General features: G+C 40.2%; 17 protein-coding genes. 10 read left to right on the top strand and 7 right to left on the bottom strand.

The features are described 5' to 3' along the window. The first annotated feature begins 1 nt into the window (after position 1). Both NE848_RS01970 and NE848_RS01965 read left to right on the top strand, forming a co-directional pair. Entirely contained in the window at positions 2 to 1,597 is a 1,596-nt protein-coding gene (locus NE848_RS01970; RefSeq protein ID WP_252110528.1) for an FMN-binding glutamate synthase family protein, read from the top strand. Positions 1,598 to 1,609: 12 nt separating this feature from the next. Continuing rightward, complete coding sequence (locus tag NE848_RS01965) at positions 1,610 to 2,131, top strand: DUF7935 family protein (protein ID WP_252110527.1); 522 nt, start codon at positions 1,610 to 1,612, stop codon at positions 2,129 to 2,131. Here NE848_RS01965 and NE848_RS01960 read toward each other — a convergent pair. From NE848_RS01960 to NE848_RS01950, 3 genes are read right to left on the bottom strand one after another with little or no spacing between them, the layout of a single operon-like run. Further along, positions 2,115 to 3,038, bottom strand: coding sequence for a patatin-like phospholipase family protein (locus tag NE848_RS01960; protein WP_252110526.1), 924 nt, complete (start codon positions 3,036 to 3,038; stop codon positions 2,115 to 2,117). The genes NE848_RS01965 and NE848_RS01960 overlap by 17 nt on opposite strands. Beyond that, the gene (locus NE848_RS01955) at positions 3,038 to 3,940 is read right to left on the bottom strand and encodes a patatin-like phospholipase family protein (protein WP_252110525.1); all 903 of its coding nucleotides are present in this window, start codon (positions 3,938 to 3,940) and stop codon (positions 3,038 to 3,040) included. Before NE848_RS01955 ends, NE848_RS01960 begins: the two co-directional genes overlap by 1 nt. Before the next feature lies 1 nt (position 3,941). Next, positions 3,942 to 6,056, bottom strand: coding sequence for a M1 family metallopeptidase (locus NE848_RS01950; RefSeq protein WP_252110524.1), 2,115 nt, complete (start codon positions 6,054 to 6,056; stop codon positions 3,942 to 3,944). Positions 6,057 to 6,182: 126 nt separating this feature from the next. Between NE848_RS01950 and recG the strand changes: the two genes are divergently transcribed. Both recG and NE848_RS01940 read left to right on the top strand, forming a co-directional pair. Next, on the top strand, positions 6,183 to 8,282 hold the full coding sequence (gene recG, locus NE848_RS01945) for an ATP-dependent DNA helicase RecG (RefSeq protein WP_252110523.1): 2,100 nt from the start codon (positions 6,183 to 6,185) through the stop codon (positions 8,280 to 8,282). Between the two features lie 137 nt (positions 8,283 to 8,419). Further along, positions 8,420 to 9,205 carry a hypothetical protein gene (locus NE848_RS01940; protein ID WP_252110522.1) on the top strand — a complete coding sequence of 262 codons (786 nt, stop codon included), beginning with the start codon at positions 8,420 to 8,422 and terminating at the stop codon, positions 9,203 to 9,205. A gap of 20 nt (positions 9,206 to 9,225) precedes the next feature. On the opposite strand, the gene NE848_RS01935 is transcribed toward NE848_RS01940, so the two are convergent. Then, the gene (locus NE848_RS01935) at positions 9,226 to 9,393 is read right to left on the bottom strand and encodes a hypothetical protein (RefSeq protein WP_252110521.1); all 168 of its coding nucleotides are present in this window, start codon (positions 9,391 to 9,393) and stop codon (positions 9,226 to 9,228) included. A 37-nt stretch (positions 9,394 to 9,430) separates the two neighbouring features. Here NE848_RS01935 and NE848_RS01930 point away from each other — a divergent pair, with 37 nt between their 5' ends. After that, positions 9,431 to 10,330, top strand: coding sequence for a tetratricopeptide repeat protein (locus tag NE848_RS01930; RefSeq protein WP_252110520.1), 900 nt, complete (start codon positions 9,431 to 9,433; stop codon positions 10,328 to 10,330). Positions 10,331 to 10,464: 134 nt separating this feature from the next. Beyond that, the gene (gene pheT / locus NE848_RS01925; RefSeq protein WP_252110519.1) at positions 10,465 to 12,891 is read left to right on the top strand and encodes a phenylalanine--tRNA ligase subunit beta; all 2,427 of its coding nucleotides are present in this window, start codon (positions 10,465 to 10,467) and stop codon (positions 12,889 to 12,891) included. Positions 12,892 to 12,945: 54 nt separating this feature from the next. Here pheT and NE848_RS01920 read toward each other — a convergent pair whose 3' ends face one another. Both NE848_RS01920 and NE848_RS01915 read right to left on the bottom strand, forming a co-directional pair. Beyond that, positions 12,946 to 13,527 (bottom strand): DUF4136 domain-containing protein, encoded by a 582-nt coding sequence (locus tag NE848_RS01920; protein ID WP_252110518.1) that lies wholly within the window; start codon positions 13,525 to 13,527, stop codon positions 12,946 to 12,948. A gap of 136 nt (positions 13,528 to 13,663) precedes the next feature. Continuing rightward, positions 13,664 to 14,230, bottom strand: coding sequence for a fasciclin domain-containing protein (locus tag NE848_RS01915; RefSeq protein WP_252110517.1), 567 nt, complete (start codon positions 14,228 to 14,230; stop codon positions 13,664 to 13,666). Positions 14,231 to 14,413: 183 nt separating this feature from the next. On the opposite strand from NE848_RS01915, the gene NE848_RS01910 reads away from it, so the two are divergent. The 3 genes from NE848_RS01910 to NE848_RS01900 all read left to right on the top strand — a co-directional run bounded on the left by NE848_RS01910 (position 14,414) and on the right by NE848_RS01900 (position 15,659). After that, a complete protein-coding gene (locus NE848_RS01910) occupies positions 14,414 to 15,139 on the top strand; it encodes a hypothetical protein (protein ID WP_252110516.1) in 726 nt (241 codons plus the stop codon). A gap of 72 nt (positions 15,140 to 15,211) precedes the next feature. Further along, entirely contained in the window at positions 15,212 to 15,457 is a 246-nt protein-coding gene (locus NE848_RS01905) for a DUF2007 domain-containing protein (protein WP_252110515.1), read from the top strand. After that, the gene (locus tag NE848_RS01900) at positions 15,450 to 15,659 is read left to right on the top strand and encodes a hypothetical protein (RefSeq protein ID WP_252110514.1); all 210 of its coding nucleotides are present in this window, start codon (positions 15,450 to 15,452) and stop codon (positions 15,657 to 15,659) included. The genes NE848_RS01905 and NE848_RS01900 overlap by 8 nt, the downstream gene beginning before the upstream one ends. Positions 15,660 to 15,797: 138 nt before the next feature. Here NE848_RS01900 and NE848_RS01895 read toward each other — a convergent pair whose 3' ends face one another. Then, positions 15,798 to 16,808, bottom strand: coding sequence for a 3-oxoacyl-ACP synthase III family protein (locus NE848_RS01895; RefSeq protein ID WP_252110513.1), 1,011 nt, complete (start codon positions 16,806 to 16,808; stop codon positions 15,798 to 15,800). A gap of 135 nt (positions 16,809 to 16,943) precedes the next feature. On the opposite strand from NE848_RS01895, the gene NE848_RS01890 reads away from it, so the two are divergent. Then, on the top strand, positions 16,944 to 19,406 hold the full coding sequence (locus NE848_RS01890) for a S9 family peptidase (protein WP_252110512.1): 2,463 nt from the start codon (positions 16,944 to 16,946) through the stop codon (positions 19,404 to 19,406). The last annotated feature ends 14 nt before the right edge of the window (positions 19,407 to 19,420 follow it).

Raw genomic sequence — 19,420 nt, 5'->3', positions numbered from 1 at the left:
AATGCAGGAGGCTTTTGATATAATAAAAGATATTCCATGGTGGGGATGGATACTGATCTTTTTGGCTATTGTTGCTATAGCGGATATCTTTTTTAATAAAAAGCATACCATCAAACATAATTTCCCTGTAGTAGGGCACTTGAGGTACTGGCTTGAAAGTATTGGCCCTGAACTCAGGCAGTACATAGTTGCCAATAACCGCGAGGAGCTTCCCTTTAATCGAAGAGAGCGAGGCTGGATCTATGCTTCAGCAAAGAACATGGACAATTACGAGGGTTTTGGAACCGACCAGGATATATTTTCAACCAACTATATCTTTATCAACAATGCCCTGTTACCTTATAAATTACCTGAAGGGCATCCAAATTTGAAAAATTCCGGATTTGTTCCATCGGCCAAATTAATGGGTGAGTATAATAAACGTCGCAGGCCATACAGACCAGCTTCTGTGATCAATGTTTCTGCGATGAGTTTTGGCTCCCTTTCTGCAAAAGCTATTGAATCCCTTAACAAAGGCTGTAAACTTTCAGGTGCATATCACAATACCGGCGAAGGAGGCTTTTCTCCCTATCATCAAAAAGGAGCCGATGTGGTTTTTCAAATCGGCACCGGATATTTTGGTGTGCGCGATGAAAATGGGAATTTCTCAATGGATAAGCTTGTGGAAATGGTGGATAGCAATCCTCAAATAAGGGCGATCGAATTGAAATTATCGCAGGGTGCCAAACCAGGAAAAGGAGGAGTTTTACCTGCCGCAAAAATATCAAAGGAAATTTCAAAAATAAGGGGTGTTCCCATGGGCAAGGATGTAATCTCCCCTCCCTATCATTCTGCTTTTAGTGATATGGATGATATGGTTGATTTCATCGAAAAGATCGCCGATGCGACGGGCTTGCCTACTGGTATAAAATCGGCTGTAGGACAATTGAACGATTGGGAAAACCTCGCAAGAATCATGGAGAAAAAGGACTGTGGACCGGATTTCATTACCATTGATGGTGGTGAAGGTGGTACCGGCGCGGCACCACCAAGTTTCGCCGATCATGTATCCCTACCCTGGATCTATGGATTTACCGACGTATATAAGGTTTTTCAAAAGCATAAACTTACTCACCGACTTGTCTTCATTGCCTCCGGAAAACTCGGATTTCCGGCTAAAGCAACCATGGCATTCGCCCTTGGAGCCGACCTTATAAATGTAGCAAGAGAAGCCATGATGAGTGTAGGTTGTATCCAGGCACAGAGCTGCCATACCAACACTTGCCCTTCCGGAGTTGCCACGCAAAACAAATGGTTGCAGGCCGGCATCAATGTGAAGGATAAAGCGATACGAACCAATTTTTATTTTACCAAATTCAGAAAGGAGCTTCTTCAAATATGTCATGCAAGCGGACATGAACACCCATGCCAGTTCAACACCGATGATGTGGATATCAATCTAAGCGATAAAAATCTGGCAAAAACTCTGGCGACCGCTTTTTCATACCATAAAGATAAAGTAAATTTCGCCTCTGTTCAGGAGCTTCTGGATTGTCCGCACTTAGGGGGGAACCTCAATCTGAAAAAAATGCGCAAGACAGAAGATGCCATAGATTAAACATTAAACCTGATGAACGAAACAGATATTCTTAATTTCTTATACGCCATATTACCTGCCGTGGTTGTTGGATTAGTTGCATTTTACTTTTTCAACACCTATTCGAAAAATGAGGAAAACCGCAGGAGATTCCTGATGCTTAGGGAAAACCGAAAAACCTCTTTACCTATCAAGCTACAGGCTTATGAACGCCTGGCCCTTTTTCTTGAAAGGATCTCCCCAGGCCAGATCCTTTTTCGTGTAAAACCAAATTCTGAAGATCCCGATCTTTATGCTAACCTTCTTATAGCTACGATCGAACAGGAGTTTGAGCATAACATTGCGCAGCAGATCTATATTACCAATGAATGCTGGGATTATATCAAAACTTCCAAGAATGCCACTATTTCTTTGATACGAAAAGCATCTGCCAAAGAAGATATAACCAATGCCGATCAATTAAGGGAGATGATCCTTAAAAATTTAATGGGCAAGCAGGCACCAACAGACACCGGACTTTCATACATCAAAAAAGAAGTTAGAAGCCTAATCTAAACCAGGAGGATTTATCGGCTTTTCGTTCCAGGTCCTTCTTTTCGGCATACTCATATCCCTGTTGCCACCACTGGGTCATTGCTTTTTTATTGAAGACCAGTGAATTTTCGGTGAGTCTAGTAGGAGTGTAGTAGATATTGAGCTTGACCTTTTTATTCATGGCTGCCAGCTTACCTTCCACAATATCATGATACTCCACCTGGTCCAGAAGGAAACCAAATAAATTTACCATAAGTGAGAAAGGGTTTTTCCCTAGTATTTTATGATACTCCATGTTTTCGGCTTCCAGGATAATCGCATCCACTTCGGTAGCTCCTCTTTTTATAGCTTCCCTGATGGGTACCACACACCCCAGACCGCCATCAGCATATTCAAATCCGTCCTTCTCGGCGAGACTCATAAAGGGAATATAATTACAGGATATCCAGATCCAGTCACAAAAATCGTCATATTCAAATTCATGAATAGACTTATACTCTACCCTGTTCTTGGACAGATTTGAAACCGTAACCACAACATCTTCCACCTTATTCCTAAGCTCATTAAAATCCTGGTGAGAGAAATTTTTTCTAATATTTCGCCTCAGCGCCTTACTTTCTCCAAAAGTTCGTCGTTGCCTGATAAATTGCCATATCGTATTTAAATAATTGATGGTCACATATTCCCGGCCTTCCTTTTTCTTTACTATAAAAGGATTAATACTGAAGATCTTGCGTTGAGTGACATTAGTGTAGATATCATAGATCTTCTGAATATTACCGGCTGCAAGGTGCGGGATAAGAAGACTTCCTGTAGATGTCCCCAGAAACAGATCGTAATTTCTCTTTTTTTCCTGGATAAGGTATTGAGCGACGCCACCGGCGAAAGCTCCTTTACTTCCTCCTCCAGATATTACCAATGCTCGCATTAGGGTTCTATTTGGTCTAATTCTTTATTCATATGTTTAGCAAATTCAAAGCCACTTTCCCACCATTCGGTCATTTTCTCTTCATCAAAAATAAGGGAATTAGTAGTTAATACCGTGGGAGTATAATAGAAATTCAGAATGGCATCGTGATGAGAAGCGGCAAATTTCCCTATCTGAATATTCTGACGTTCGATACGATCCAGCATAAAAGCAAAAAGATTGGTGATGAGCGAAAAAACATTTTTCGAGGGCAACCTGTTAAAATAGGTAACCTCTGTCTTAAGGATAATGGCATCTACCTCTGTGGCACCTCTTCTAATGGCTTCCTCTATAGGTACCATAGATCCAAGCCCTCCATCGGCATACTCACAACCATTTTTTTTAACGAGGCTCATGAAGGGTGTATAATTACAGGATATCCAGATCCATTCTATAAAATCTTCATATTCGTAATCCCTGATAGATTTATACTCCACCTCGTTCAAAGACAGGTTTGACACCGTCACTATGATATCCTTGGGGCCGTTTTTTAATTCTTCAAATTCTTCTTTAGAAAATGTTTTCTTCAGTAACTTTTTTAAATTAAAACTATCACCAAAGGTCTTCCTTCCCTTCAGAAAATTGAGCAATACATTAAAGTGATTTATGCTGATATTCTCGTAACCATGCTTTTTATGAATCAGAAAAGGCCTACTGCTAAAAATACTGGACTGGTTAACCGAAGTATATACTCGTTTTACCTTTTCAGCCTTATGCAGGGCCATATGCGAGATCAACAGACTGCCTGTAGAGGTACCGATAAAGAGATCGTAGTCCCTTTTCAATTCCTCGGTAAGATATTGAGCAACCCCGCCGGCAAAAGCCCCTTTACTTCCCCCTCCTGAAATGACCAGCGCACGCATATTACCTGTTGATTTTAGATCTCAGATATACTGTTTCCTTTTCAGTCATGACCTGAGAAAGATCTGTTAGTTCTTTCCTGTATTCTTCGTTCGTCAACAATTCAGAAAGCAACTGCCGACAAAAATTCCTAAAGCTGTAAGCATGATGATGTGTTCCTTTTATAAGATTTTCCAGGCTTTCCCGATCAAAAGCACCTAGCTGATATAAATAACCAAATGCATTTTCCCTCACCTGAAATGGCCTCCATTCATCCGTATAGCCTGCAAGTTCCTCATAATAAGAATTAGTTTTTTCAGGTTCAAATTCAGAAGTGACAAGATTCAGGGTAAGCCATAGCATCCTTATATTCTTATTATAAAAACCTTCCCATCTCTTTGTTTTGTTCAAATACTCTCCTCTTTGTTCAGGAAACTGCTCCCATAATTTATATAAGGCTCCCTCTTTTGTAAGATAGGAATCATCCTGTAGTAAAGATTCAAATTCCTTCTTTAGTTCCTGCGGAACACTTTCCATACTCATGGCTACGGCCTGTCTCACATAAACATTATTGGTTTCCATGGCTTTCCTGTACAACTGAATTGCCTGAGGAGATTGTAAACCTGAGAGCTGAAGTACTACCTCCTGCCCAATATAATCGTTCACCGGAAAGTCCAGTGCACTAGCCAGGAGTTCATATTTCTGATCAAGAGGAGTTTCCCGTAAAGCTGCTATGGCGAGATAATCCTTAATGAATTGGGATTTCTTAAGGGACTCAAGCGCTTCGGTAGCCTTAAATGCTGATTGTTCCAACCAGTTCTTTACGAAGTCTGAAAGATCCTGCCCCGATGCCAGTTCCATTTGTGCGATGAAATTATCGGTCTCCACATTCTGGAAACTATAAATTTCCAGGTATTTCCTTATTCCTTGTTTAAAGGCTTCATCTCCAATTTCATCTCTCAGGATATGCAGCGCCCAGGCTCCTTTCTGATAAAATGTAAGGGAACTTGCTTTTGGATCAAGCAACGCCTGCCCTTTTCCTGAATCGCTAAGTTGTTTTAGTTCTTCTGCAGTTTCAAAAAGTTTCCAGTAATAATAATCTTCACCAAAAATCTCTTTTTCCGCTAGCAGAGCATAATAGGTCGCGAAGCCTTCATGCAGCCAGTGATGTTTACTATTCGTTTCGGTCACCAGGTCTCCAAACCACTGATGCGCCAGTTCATGAGCATTCACATTTACATAGTTCCTGTCTTTAAAACCGATGGAATCGGTCATAAGAGACTGGGAAAATATGGTGGCCCCTGTATTTTCCATTCCCGCATACAGGAAATCCAGAACCGGCACCTGTTTATAATTCTGCCAGGGATAGGGAACCCCGATCTCTTTTTCCAGAAAATCGAAGATCCTTTTAGTATACCTGTAGGTAGGCTCGAATAAAAGTGAGTCTTCTGGTCGGTAAAAAAGCTGGATCTCATCGCCAGTTTCTGAAATTTTATTCTGAGATGCATATTTACCAGCAGCAACGGCTACCAGATAGCTACTCATAGGCTTTTGCATATCAAACTCCCAGCGAGTGAGGGTATCATTAATCTTTTCGGTATTTTTTAGGATGCCGTTCGATATAACTTCATATCCGGAAGGAAAATCAAAACTAAGATCGAACTCAGCTTTTTCCTCCATATCATCGAAACTTGGCAGCCATGTTGAAGTATACCTCCCCTGTCCCTGGGTCCATACCTGTTTTTGAGAGTCGTCCAAATCGGGAAATTCCCAGTTTATAAAATACATTCCAGATGCTGGCCTTACGGAATAGCTCAGGTCCAACTGATTATTTTGAGAAGGAAGAAAACCCGCGATTACATACAAACCTCTTTTATCGCTGAAAAACTCGACAGAATTTCCATTAAGACGAATATCGTTAAACTCCATATTTCTCCCATCTATATAAAGAGTATCGGTCTGGTTTAAAATTTCAAAACCAAATGAAACACTTCCTTCTACCAGTCCCGCTTCAGGCTGGATCATCACATTTGCCTCAACTTTTTTAAAATCGAAATATTGGGTTTGGGATACTTGTTTTTCCTGAGCCACCAGAACAACTGAGTATAAAATGACCAGAAAAGCTATAATTTTTCGCATGTAATCCTGAAGAATAACTTCTGCAAATTACAAAATAGGTGCTTCAATCCATAAATTTTATAGCTTAAACAACTATTCTTAAAATGGACGCTAAAGAAATTGATCGGTTTTAATATCTTCGTTTTTATGATGCAGAATCTGTTGCAAACCCCTATTGAGTATTTGAAAGGCGTTGGTCCCAACCGGGCCGAGCTGCTCAAAAAAGAGCTCAAAATTGCAACTTACCGGGATCTTGTCAATTTTTTTCCCAATCGATACATTGATAAAACCGCATTTTACAAAATATCCCAACTTCAAAGAAATTCTTCCGAAGTCCAGGTAGTTGGCAAGATAGTGCATATTAAAACGGTGGAGCAAAAACGTGGAAAGCGGCTTGTGGCCGATTTTGTAGACGACACCGGAAGAATGGAACTGGTCTGGTTTCGGGGACATAAATGGATCAGGGAAAATCTGAAACTAAACACACAATATGTGGTCTTTGGAAAGACCAATTGGTTCAATGGAATGTTCAGCATGCCGCATCCCGAGATGGAGCTGGTAGCAGATTACAAAAAGAATCTGCGCACCGCCATGCAGCCCGTATACCCGTCTACCGAAATGCTGGTAAAAAAAGGGATCACCAACCGCGTGATCATGAAGCTGATGCAGGAATTGCTCCAGCAAACCGGGTTAAAGTTCATTGAAAGCCTCAACAACGAACTGATAAATGAGCTCAAGCTGATCCCGAAATCGGAAGCACTTTTCAACATTCATTTTCCGAAAAGCCAGGAGATGCTGGCTAAAGCTCAATTCCGACTCAAATTTGAAGAACTTTTCTTCATTCAGCTACAGCTGTTAAGAAGGAATATGCTTCATAAACAGAAGATCAAAGGTTTCAATTTTGACAGGATCGGCGAAAATTTCAATAATTTCTTTCACGATCATTTGCCATTTAACCTGACGAATGCTCAGAAAAAAGTGATCAAGGAGATAAGGAGCGATATGGGAAGTGGCGCACAAATGAACCGACTTCTCCAGGGGGATGTAGGCTCAGGGAAGACCATAGTCGCATTAATGTCTATGTTCATAGCCCTGGACAATGGATTCCAGGCTTGCCTCATGGCTCCCACAGAAATTCTTTCAGTACAGCATTACAACGGACTGAAGGAGCTTTGCCAGGAACTTGATGTTAATATTCGACTCTTAACAGGTTCAACGAAAACTTCCGAAAGAAAAGAGATCCACGAAGAACTTGAAAATGGCCAGATCCATATTCTTATTGGCACTCACGCTTTGCTAGAGGATAAAGTGAAATTTCAAAACCTCGGGCTTGCGATCATTGATGAACAACACAGATTTGGGGTAGCCCAGCGCGCGAAACTCTGGAAAAAGAATGAGATCCCCCCGCATATTCTGGTGATGACCGCGACTCCTATTCCAAGAACGCTGGCCATGAGCCTGTATGGTGACCTTGATATTTCGGTAATAGATGAACTGCCGCCAGGTAGAAAACCGGTTAAAACGGTCCATAGATTTGACAGTAACCGCTTAAAGGTATTCAGGTTCATCAGGGAGGAAATTCAAAAAGGAAGACAGGTCTATATAGTTTATCCTCTTATCCAGGAATCGGAAAAAATGGACTACAAAGACCTGATGGACGGTTACGAAAGTATCGCCCGGGAATTCCCGGATTTTCAGATATCCATTGTTCACGGACAGATGAAACCTGCAGATAAGGATTATGAAATGGATAGGTTTGTACGCACCGAGACCCAGATCATGGTAGCTACAACCGTTATTGAGGTGGGAGTAAATGTGCCTAATGCCAGTGTAATGATTATTGAGAGTGCCGAAAGATTTGGCCTTTCCCAACTGCACCAGTTAAGAGGCAGGGTTGGTCGAGGTGCAGATCAGAGCTATTGCATCCTTATGACCGGTCACAAACTTTCTTCAGACAGTAAGACCAGGCTTGAAACCATGACCTCAACCAATGATGGCTTTGAGATCGCTGAAGTAGACCTTAAATTAAGAGGACCCGGTGATCTTATGGGAACTCAGCAAAGCGGTGTTCTTAACCTGAAGATCGCAGATATTGTGAAAGACAATTCTATCCTTAAATCGGCCAGATTTTACGCGTCAAAGATTCTGAAAGAGGATCCAAACCTTTCAATGGAGAAGAACCTGATGATCAAAAATGCCTATTCCCGCCTTGTAAAGAACAATACTATCTGGAATTATATCAGCTAGACAAGCCTCTAAAAACCAGTAATCTAAGTCCTACAACGATGTTTTCTCTTCGTACATCGAAAAGTTGGAACAAAAAATAAGGGATATCCCCCATTTCTGTACATTCATAGTCCTAATTTTTTAAATACTAACCGATTATGAAAAAAATAATTTACCTGATCGTCCTAATTTTAGGATTTTCAGGATGTAGCGTAGAATCATATGATTCAAATGAAGAACTTATTACTGCTGACGCAAGACCAACCGTACAGAATGTAGAAGAATCTTTGGTTTTTGGTGATCTCTGCGCAGGAGAAGAGGCGGAGTTTTGTTTAAATTTTCCACAAGCTACAATAGGAAATGGAAATCCAAAAACTACCAATGTTCAGGTACAATTGCTAAAATATGGTGATGATCCTGAAACTGAAGAGATTGAGCCTGAAGATTACGAGTATTACGAACAAATATTTCACACCTCTGAAAATACTCAAGCCTGCTTCTTTTATACCTTTGATGAAGCTAACACTTATGATCTTCGGTATTTTATAGGTTCTGGAGGTCATACTGATGTCCAGGCGGAAGTACTTGATTGCTCTGAATGTGAAGAAAGCTTTAGCTATATGGATAATAATGATGGGAGTTACACCTTTACCTATGTGCCTGCTGAAGACATGGAAAATGCTGAAATAATATTCACTTTGGCTCAATCTGTAGTTTCTTTGTGGGGTGAAAGCAGTGTTACAACAGAATGGTCTACAGCCGGACAAACCGAACATGCTTTTTTAGATTTAGAGGCCTGTGAAACATATTGGTGGACCGTGAGTCTGGAAAAAGACTGTAATGGTAGCACTCCAAATAACAATGTATGGACCGATTTTAAAGTTAATGACGTTTCTAAAAAGAATGAGTTAACACCTAATATTACTCAAAGCTGCGAAGATTAAACAACTCATAAAATTCATATCTAGAAAAGGGCTCCGGCCCTTTTTTTATTTCCGGAGCTAATCTTTAAAACATTTTTCATTATCTTTAAAATACTGAAAACCAAATGTTTTAAAGTTTTCAGATATTCATACCCCCTACTCTCCCTCCCCGCTTTTGCTTTTCCGAGCCCCCGGATTTTTGAGTTCAATTAATTATTTAAACCATAAAAATTCAGGATTATGAGAATGAAAAGTATCACAAAATTAGTTATGAGCTTAATGCTCCTTTTTAGCATGAGTTTTGCCTTTGCACAGCAAACAACTGAAAATGTAACAGAGAAACTTTACCAGGATTACAAAAAAAACGGGATAGACAAGACCCTTAAAAATTATGATAAGAATCCGGTAAAAGGCAACGAATACACATTCCTTTCGGAACCTCTGAATGTTCTGGGATACAGGCTGATGAGTGAAGGAGATCTGGAAGCTGCTGAAAAGGTCTTTTTAGCCCAGATAGATGAATATCCCAACGAGGCTAATCCATATGACTCTTATGCTGACCTATTGATGGAAAAAGGAGATGAAGCAAAAGCCAAAAAAAATTACAAAAAGGCGATAGATCTTTCAGCCACTATGGAGGATCTTGAAGAAAAAGCTCAAATGCTGGAGGCTTCCAAGACCAAACTGGCCAAGCTGGAAGGTGCAGGCACCGAACTCCAGTTCCTTGAAGGAAAATGGTCTAATAAGAATTATGGATTTGAGAATGGGGAAAAATTCCTGAGAAATGAAGGAAATGTTGTATTTACTACAAATGAAGATAAAACTGTTCTAACCGGAACTTTACATAGCAAATCTGGCGATTATATAGGCACCAGGATTTTGACTTATGACGCTGTAGATGAAGAATATGATATGGTTTGGATCGGAAATTCCCTTACAGGAATAGAGCCTTCAACGATGAAGATAGAAAAATCGACTCCCACTGAAATTGTCATGATAGAGAAATATGAAGAGAATGGAGAAAAAAGAAAGGTGAAGCACATTCTTAACAGAAAATCGGGTGAGATCGCCTGGGATATTCATGACCTTACTAACAGTGAAGCCAAAAATCCCGTTGCTCACATGGAGTTTAAAAAGCAGAACTGATATATCTTGAATCAAAAATCTGAGAGGGAAGTAAATTTACTTCCCTTTTTTTATAATTATACTTTTCAAAGTTGGCTTATAATTATGCTAAAAAAATTGGTAATACTATCTTTGCAGCCTGAAAAAGAATATTCATGAAGATTTCATATAACTGGCTGAAACAGTTTATCAAATTACCCGAAAACGCCGACAAAACCGGAGAGTTACTCACAGACCTTGGACTTGAGATAGAAGGTATCACGAACTTTCAAAGCATCAAAGGTGGTCTTAAAGGTGTGGTAGTAGGCCATGTGTTAAGTTGCGATAAGCATCCTAATGCTGACAAACTACAACTCACCAAGGTGAATATTGGTAATGGTGAAGAAGTACAAATAGTATGCGGAGCTCCAAATATAGGGGCAGGACAAAAGGTTCCCGTCGCAACTATAGGAACTGTACTATACGATGAAACCGGCGAATCCTGGGAAATAAAGAAAGGAAAAATTCGTGGAGAGGTCAGCTATGGAATGATTTGTTCGGAAAAAGAACTCGGCCTGGGGCAAAGCCATGAAGGTATTATGGTGATGGATAATGAACTGGTTCCCGGTACTCCGGTAGCGGATATTTTTGAGGTAGAGAACGATGAAGTTTTTGAGATAGGACTTACTCCTAACCGCGCCGATGCTATGAGCCACTGGGGTGTGGCAAGGGATCTAAAGGCCGGATACCAGCAAAAAGGTCAGCACCTGGAACTTATCACCCCATCGGTGAGCAGCTTCCATGTGGATAGTCGAAGCCTCAAGATCCAGATAAAAGTGGAAGATTCAGACCTCGCTCCCCGTTATTGTGGAGTCACTCTCTCTGACGTTAAAGTTGGTGAATCTCCAAAATGGCTTAAAAACAGGTTAAAAGCTATAGGAATTACACCTAAAAACAATATAGTGGACGCCACTAACTATGTGATGCATGAGTTAGGGCAGCCGCTTCACGCCTTCGATGCCGGTAAAATTGCGGGTAACGAAATAAATGTAAAAACCTTAAAGGCTGGCACTAAATTTACCACCCTGGATGAAGTGGAAAGAGAACTTCATGAAGAAGACCTTATGATATGTGATGCAGAAAAGCCATTATGTATCGCAGGAGTCTTTGGTGGAATAAGCAGCGGAGTTACCGAAAGTACCACGCAGGTATTCCTTGAAAGCGCTTATTTTAATCCGGTGAGTGTTAGAAAAACAGCTAAGAGACACGCACTTAATACCGATGCTTCCTTCAGGTTTGAGAGAGGAATAGACCCGAATTCGGTAGAGTACGCCCTCAAACGTGCGGCTTTACTTATAAAGGAGATATCAGGTGCAGAGATCACCAGTGATATAGATGACCTGTATTTCAAAAAAATTGAAGATTTTCAGGTATTCCTCACCTTTGAAAAAGTAAATAAACTTATAGGTGAAAACCTGCAACAGGAGACCATAAAATCCATACTTGCTTCTCTGGAGATCAGGGTGAACAATGTAACTGAAACCGGAATGGGACTTACCATTCCTTCATATCGTGTGGATGTTCAGCGTGAATCGGATGTGATCGAAGAGATCCTTAGAGTTTATGGGTATAACAATATTAAGTTTGGTGATAAGCTTAGTCTTTCGGTAGCCAATTCTTCAAAATTTGAAGATTATAAAGTTCAGAACCTGATTGCTACCCAGCTAATAGGCCAGGGCTTTTATGAAACCATGGCCAACTCACTTACTTCAGCAGAATACAATAAACTTAGTGAGGAACAGAAAGACGAATACCAGGTGGAAATGCTGAATCCGCTTAGCCAGGACCTGGCAGTTTTACGCCAAAGCATGTTATTCTCTGGCCTTGAAACTTTGAGTTATAACATCAACCGTAAAAGGAATAATGTTAAGATCTTTGAATTCGGGAAGACCTATCATTCCTATGTTAGCGGAAGAGAAGAAAATAAGCATCTTTCATTATTCATTACTGGAGAAAGAACGGCAGAGAGCTGGAACAGCATATCCGGGAATGGTAATTTCTTTTACCTGAAAGGCGTGATAAATTCGATCTTCGAAAAACTTGGGATAAATAACCTGAAAGCCAAAGCGACGAAAAGTGATATATTTTCTGAAGGCCTTCAGCTTAGTACCAGGAAAGCTAAACTGGTTGAATTCGGAGTAGTTAAAAAATCCATTCTGAAGAGATTTGATATTGAACAGGAGGTGATCTTCGCCGATTTTAACTGGCAGGAAGTGCTGGAAATGACCAAAAAGCAAAAGACCAGCTTCTCTCCTATTCCAAAATATCCTAGTATGAGAAGAGATTTCGCATTGCTTCTTGACAAGACGGTGACCTATGAAGAAATAGAGCAGATCGCAAGGCAAACAGAAAAGAAACTCTTAACCGAAGTAAACCTTTTTGATGTTTATGAAGGAAAGAATCTGCCGGAAGGGAAAAAGAGTTATGCGGTTAGTTTTGTTTTCCAGGATGAGAACAAAACACTTACCGATAAGCAGGTGGACAAAATGATGAAGAAACTGCAGCACAGGTTTGAAAAAGAACTGAAAGCTGAACTGAGATAAATAAAAAAACCGTGTGAACTTCACACGGTTTTTTTATTCAACCTAACTTAACCACTAAGGAAAGTCTTTAAATATCTCATCTATATATTGCCTGATCTCCCGCTGTAATCTTCTGGTCTCTATAGTTTCATCGGCAGTTCCTCTCCAGAGTATCTCATTGCTTCTACGATCTATAAAGTCTATGACAATAGATCTTTCACGGTAAGGGATTTGTTTTACCCTTGGTCCGTCAACTCGTTGTATGGTAAAATAATTATCATACATATAATCTTTATAATATGGGCCAATGTAAAATCCTGGTCGGTAATACGCATAATTGGTATATACAGGATTGGCATTTACCGCGATCTCCTCATCAAACATGGGGTGAACATATACCAGTACATCGGGCTGCCGCTTATCCAGAACATACCCCTCTTCATTCATATTGGCATTGATAGTCTCTATTATGGTCTCCTGAATCGTATAATTATCATAATCCCTGCTAATGATAGTATCCTTGTTGGGAAGATAGGCATAGGAGTCATAGGACTCCAGCTTCTTCAAATCATCTTTGGCCGTAGGACCACTGGACCCACATGCAACAAAGACAAGAGAAATACCTAGCATTAACAGTGTGGTTCGTACAAATTTCATAGCATTCAAAAAATTTTCAGTTTTATTCAAAATAACCGGAATATGACTAAATAAAAAGCCTATTAATAGACTTTGACTTTTATTTAACGGAAAAAGCGGCCTTAGGCCGCTTTTATTAAATTCTGTTTAAAAATTCCTATTTAGCTGGTAAAAGGACAGAATCTATCACATGAATAACTCCGTTAGACTGATCAACATCGGCAATGGTTACAGTCGCAACATTTCCAGCGGCGTCCTTCAGCTTCACCTCATCTCCATCTAACATGGCTGAAATTTTCCCTCCATTAACGGTTTCAAAACTAGCCTTACCATTCCCTTTCTTTATAGCACTTACAATGTCACTGGCTTCATAATCACCGGCAAGTACATGATAGGTTAGAACAGCCTGTAGTTTTTTCTGATTCTCCTCTTTTAAAAGTGTTTCTACCGTTCCTGCTGGGAGATCTTCAAAAGCAGTATTGGTAGGAGCAAATACGGTAAAAGGTCCGTCGCTCTTAAGTACATCCACAAGTTCAGCTGCTTTCACAGCCGCCACCAAAGTGGTGTGATCTTTTGAATTTACAGCATTTTCAACAATATTCTTTGAGGGATACATTTCTGCACCTCCTACCATTTTCGTATCGGCCATTTCATTCTGCCCGATAACCAAATTTACCGTAATAAGGAATAAACATAAAGTGGTAAAAATTCTTAGATTTTTCATAATTGTAGTTTTAATTAATTATCTAAGAAGTTAACGAGGAAACCACTTAAACGGTTTTTAAAATGTGGCTAATTGGCATAGAATTAACAGCTGTCTAGCTGCACTATTGTTAGTAATGTGCTCTTTTTCAATTGTTATTCTAAGCTTAATTGTCTAATTTAGTGTAGCTAAAGAGAAAGAAAAATGAAGCTGAGAATTCCCCGCACAAATATTGAACACCAACTTCTTAAAGTCAGAAATAAAAGTATTACCGAAGACCATATTCTGGAAGAGGTAGGGTTAATCTTTCGCGATACTGAGAAAAAGGATAAAGAGGTTCTTGATGAAATTAACCACGGAAGTAATGTTGCGAGGAACGATTTTAATCCGGATCTGCTTGATCCAGGAAAGGTCTTCCACCTGGATCAGATTTACCGAATATGCGTGAATTATCGCCTAAGATTCCTGGATTCAAAATTATTCAAAGGAGAGATTCCTTATGAAGCGCTCATAAAAATAAAGGAATTGGAAAAACAACACATTACGGCTCTTAAAGGTTTTAAGATCGTAGCTCCTTCCCACTTATTTAAACTTGAGAATGCCGACGACCCCCTGCTTTTTGCTCCTATTGGGAACGATTATTATTATCTGATTCATAAATGGGGGAATGATCTTCATCCTCTGCGAAAATTGATCATGTGGCCCTTCAAGACACTTGAAAATTTCGTGCTGCTTCTCCTGGTTACCAGTTTTTTAACTGCGTTGCTGGTTCCCGACGGTTTATTTAGCCCGGAACAGTCTACTACAGAATTCTTCATGGTCTTCTTCTTTATCTTCAAATGGTTTGCAGGCCTTTCCATTTTCTATGGGTTCAAAATGGGCAAGAATTTCAATACTGAGATCTGGAACAGCAAGTTTTACAATGCATAGAACGTTAATTTCAGTTTAAATAAGCCTGAAAGCTTATAGCTTATTCGTAATTTAGACATATAATATATTGATATGAGCGAAGAAGAAAGTTATAAACGAGTGTATACAGGTCCTGAAACCAATGTACAGTATCTTCAGGAATTATATGAAAAGGCAAGTATACATTCGCGTGTAAGAAATGATTTCGATTCGGGTCTTCGGGCAGGATTTGGTGGAGGAGTTCCTAATCAGGCACAGCTTTTTGTTATGCAAAATCACTATGACGAAGCTTTAAAGATCGCAAAATCAACCTTTCCGAAAGATTTCGAAAATGAATAACGAAGAAGCAGGTACCGAAGAGCAAAGCTCAAAAAGAAATATCTGGAACCTGGTTCTTGGGCTGGTATTCCTGGGATACGGAAGTTTCAGGCTTTACCAGAAAATGGAATCATCAGATTCGGATACCTTTGGGATCATACTGGCAATCGCCTTTATAATCTTTGGGATCTACGACCTCTATAAATACTTTACCGGCAAATAAAAGGAGGCTGTCTAAAAAGGCAGTCCAAACGTCATTACGAACGAAGTGAAGTAATCTGCCTTTTAAATACAAATAATGTAAAGATTGCTTCGTTCCTCGCAATGACAGGTAATTAACTTTTTAGTTAGCCTCTTTAATTTACCATTTTATAATTGCACTTCCCCAGGTAAAACCACTACCAAAAGCGGCAAGCACTACAATATCTTCATCTTTTACACGACCTTCTTCCCATGCTTCGGTAAGGGCGATTGGAATGGACGCTGCCGTAGTATTTCCGTAACGCTGAATATTGTTATAAACCTGATCATCATTCAATTTGAATTTCTGCTGAATGAATTGTGAGATCCTAAGGTTAGCCTGATGTGGAATTAGCATATCGATATCAGAAACCTCCAGCCCATTGGCCTGAAGACCTTCATTGATCACTTCTGAAAAGCGCTGTACGGCGTTCTTAAAAACAAACTGTCCGTTCATATAAGGATAATACGGGATATCATCACCCTGCGGATTATCCTTAATAATCTCAGGTACCCAGTAATTTGTACTTGGACCTTTCAGTGAAAGTTCAAGTGCATGTTTCCCTTCCGAATGCAAATGAGTAGACAGGATACCCTGGCCGTTATGATCGCTTCTTGTTAGAACCGCAGCTCCGGCACCATCTCCAAAAATCACCGAAACCGAACGGCCTCTAGTACTAAAATCAAGTCCTCCACTATGATTCTCACTACCAATCACCAGGACATTCTTATACATTCCGGTTTTGATGAACTGATCAGCTACCGAAATAGCATAGACAAATCCGCTGCACTGATTTCTAACATCCAGGGCCGGGCATGTATTAATATCCAGCATTTCCTGTACCTGAACCCCGCAGCCTGGAAAATAATAATCAGGGCTAAGGGTTGCAAAAACTATAAGATCTATATCATCCTTAGAGATTCCAGAACGTTCTATAGCAATTTTAGCGGCTTTTACACCCATAACGGCTGTAGAATTACCGTCACCTTTTTTTATATGTCTACGTTCTTTGATTCCTGTACGTTCCGTGATCCATTCATCATTGGTGTCCATTATCTTGGAAAGATCATCGTTAGTGACAACATTTTCGGGAACGTATTTTCCTAATCCTGCAATTTTGGTTTGATACATCGACAATTATTGTGATTTTAAAACTTATTCTTATTAAATTTAAGCAAATTGTAAAAAAATGGACGCGCAATATAATAAACATTAACATTCCTTCTGATTTTGCCGTCGATTAAATTTCAACTTAAAACTTACTTTATGAACCGAATTTTCATCTGCCTTTCGGGCTTATTATTTTTTGTTTCCAGTGCACTTGCCCAGGAAAATTTAGACTACCAGAAACCTCCAAAAGAAATACTTGAACTGGTTGACGTCCCTCTTGCTCCTTCCACCATTATAGACAGTGAAGGGGAAATGATGATATTTCTCTACCGTGATCAGTTTAAGAGCATAGCAGAATTGAGCGAAGAAGAGATGCGGCTGGCCGGTCTAAGGATAAACCCCGTTACCAACATAAATAGCCGGGCAAGATATTATAATGAAATCAAGGTGAAGCCTGTAGATGCCGATACCCCTACAGAGGTGACAGGACTACCTGAAGCTCCCAGGCTGACCAATTTTAACTGGTCTCCAGACGAATCAAAAATCGCTTTCACCCATACCACTGATAAAGGGGTAGAACTATGGATACTAGACGTTGAATCAGCTGCAGCTCGTAAATTAACCGGTGCCAATTTGAATGCCAACATGCGAAGCACGATTAACTGGTTCAGGGATAATTCGGCACTGCTTGTGAGCATGCTCCCTGCCGACAGGAAAGATTTGATAGACACCAAAACTTCGGTTCCTACAGGCCCAACCGTTTCGGTAAGTGATGGTAAGGAAGCTCAGAACCGAACCTACCAGGATCTGCTGAAAAACCCGAATGATGAATACAATTTTGAGCAACTAGCCAGAGCCGAACTGGTCAAAGTAAATCTTGATGGTACTTCATCAAAATGGATGGAACCCAGAATGTATAGTGGTATCTCATTTTCTCCAGACGGCAACTATGTAATGGTGACACATATCAAGAAGCCATTTTCCTATCTGGTTCCTTACTATAGATTCCCTTCGGAGACAAACATTTATGACAAAAATGGAAATCTTATCAGTATGATCAATGACGTGCCGCTCATTGAAGACCTTCCGAAAGGCTTTATGGCCGAACGTGAGGGGAAAAGAGATTTTGAGTGGAGAGATGATAAACCGGCCAGTCTCGTTTATGTAGAAGCCCTGGATGGTGGAGACCCGGAAGTTGAAGCGGAATACCGCGATGAGTTCTTTCAATTGGAAGCACCTTTCAAAGGAGAAGGAAGATCGCTGTTAAAAGTGAAAAACCGTGGAAGCAGAATCCTGTGGGGAAATGGTGAAATAGCAATAGCTACCGATTTCTGGTGGAATACTCGAAATACAAAGACCTACGTATTTGATCCTTCAGACTCTTCAGAAGAGCCAGAGATCATCTTTGATAGGAATTATCAGGATGTCTATAGCGACCCCGGAAGATTTGTAACCGTTAAAAATGAATTTGGCAGGAATGTTTTGAAACTTGATGACGAATATGCCTTTTTATTGGGTTCAGGCTTTACCGAAGAAGGTCAGTATCCGTTCGTTGATAAGATAGACCTGGAAGATGGAGATACCAAAAGACTTTACCAAAGTAAATTTGAAGACAAAAAAGAAACCCTGGTGGAAGCTTTAGATATGGAAGAAGGGAAAATCCTGGTTAGAATAGAATCCTCTGTTGAATATCCTAATTATTATATTAGAGATTTAGATTCAGACGATGCGCTTACACAGATAACTTCTTTCGAAAATCCGTTCAAAAGTCTTGAGAATGTTAGCAAAGAAGTGATCACATACAAACGTGATGACGGCCTAGAACTTAATGCCACTCTATATCTTCCGGCAGGTTATGATAAGGAGAATCCCAAAAAACTTCCAATGTTCATGTGGGCATATCCGAGGGAATATAAGGACAAGAATTCGGCTTCACAGAATACTTCAAATGCCAATGATTTCACCTATCCTTATTACGGCTCACCGATTTACTGGGTGAATCGAGGCTATGTGGTGCTGGACGATGCATCTTTCCCTATTGTAGGTGAAGGCGAAGAAGAGCCAAATGACACTTTTAGAAAACAACTGGTTGCGAATGCCAAAGCAGCTATAGACGCGGTAGACGAAATGGGATATATAGACAGAGACCGGGTTGCCGTTGGAGGCCATAGTTACGGAGCTTTTATGACCGCAAACCTCCTTTCTCATTCCGATCTTTTCGCAGCTGGAATTGCAAGAAGTGGCGCTTATAACCGAACTCTTACACCTTTCGGATTTCAGAGTGAAGAAAGAAATTACTGGGAAGCCCCCGAAGTTTACTACACCATGTCCCCCTTTATGCATGCCGAAAAAATGAAGACCCCCTTATTGCTTATTCATGGGGAAGCCGATAATAATTCTGGAACCTACCCTATGCAAAGTGAGCGCTATTTCAATGCCTTAAAAGGTCTTGGCGCTACTGCCAGGCTCGTTATGCTTCCTAAGGAAAGTCATGGATATAGTGCAAAAGAATCGGTATTACATGTTTTATGGGAGCAGGACCAGTGGCTGGAGAAATATGTAAAGAATAAAGAAAAGAATTCAGTAGAGATACCGGAAAAAGAAGATTTCGGAAATTAGAATGACTAAGAACC

The sequence above is a fragment of the Gramella jeungdoensis genome (assembly GCF_023805255.1).
GTDB classification, from domain to species: Bacteria; Bacteroidota; Bacteroidia; order Flavobacteriales; family Flavobacteriaceae; genus Christiangramia; species Christiangramia jeungdoensis.
Note: the sequence above shows the minus strand (reverse complement) of the source record. Positions and strands in the feature narration are given on the sequence as shown.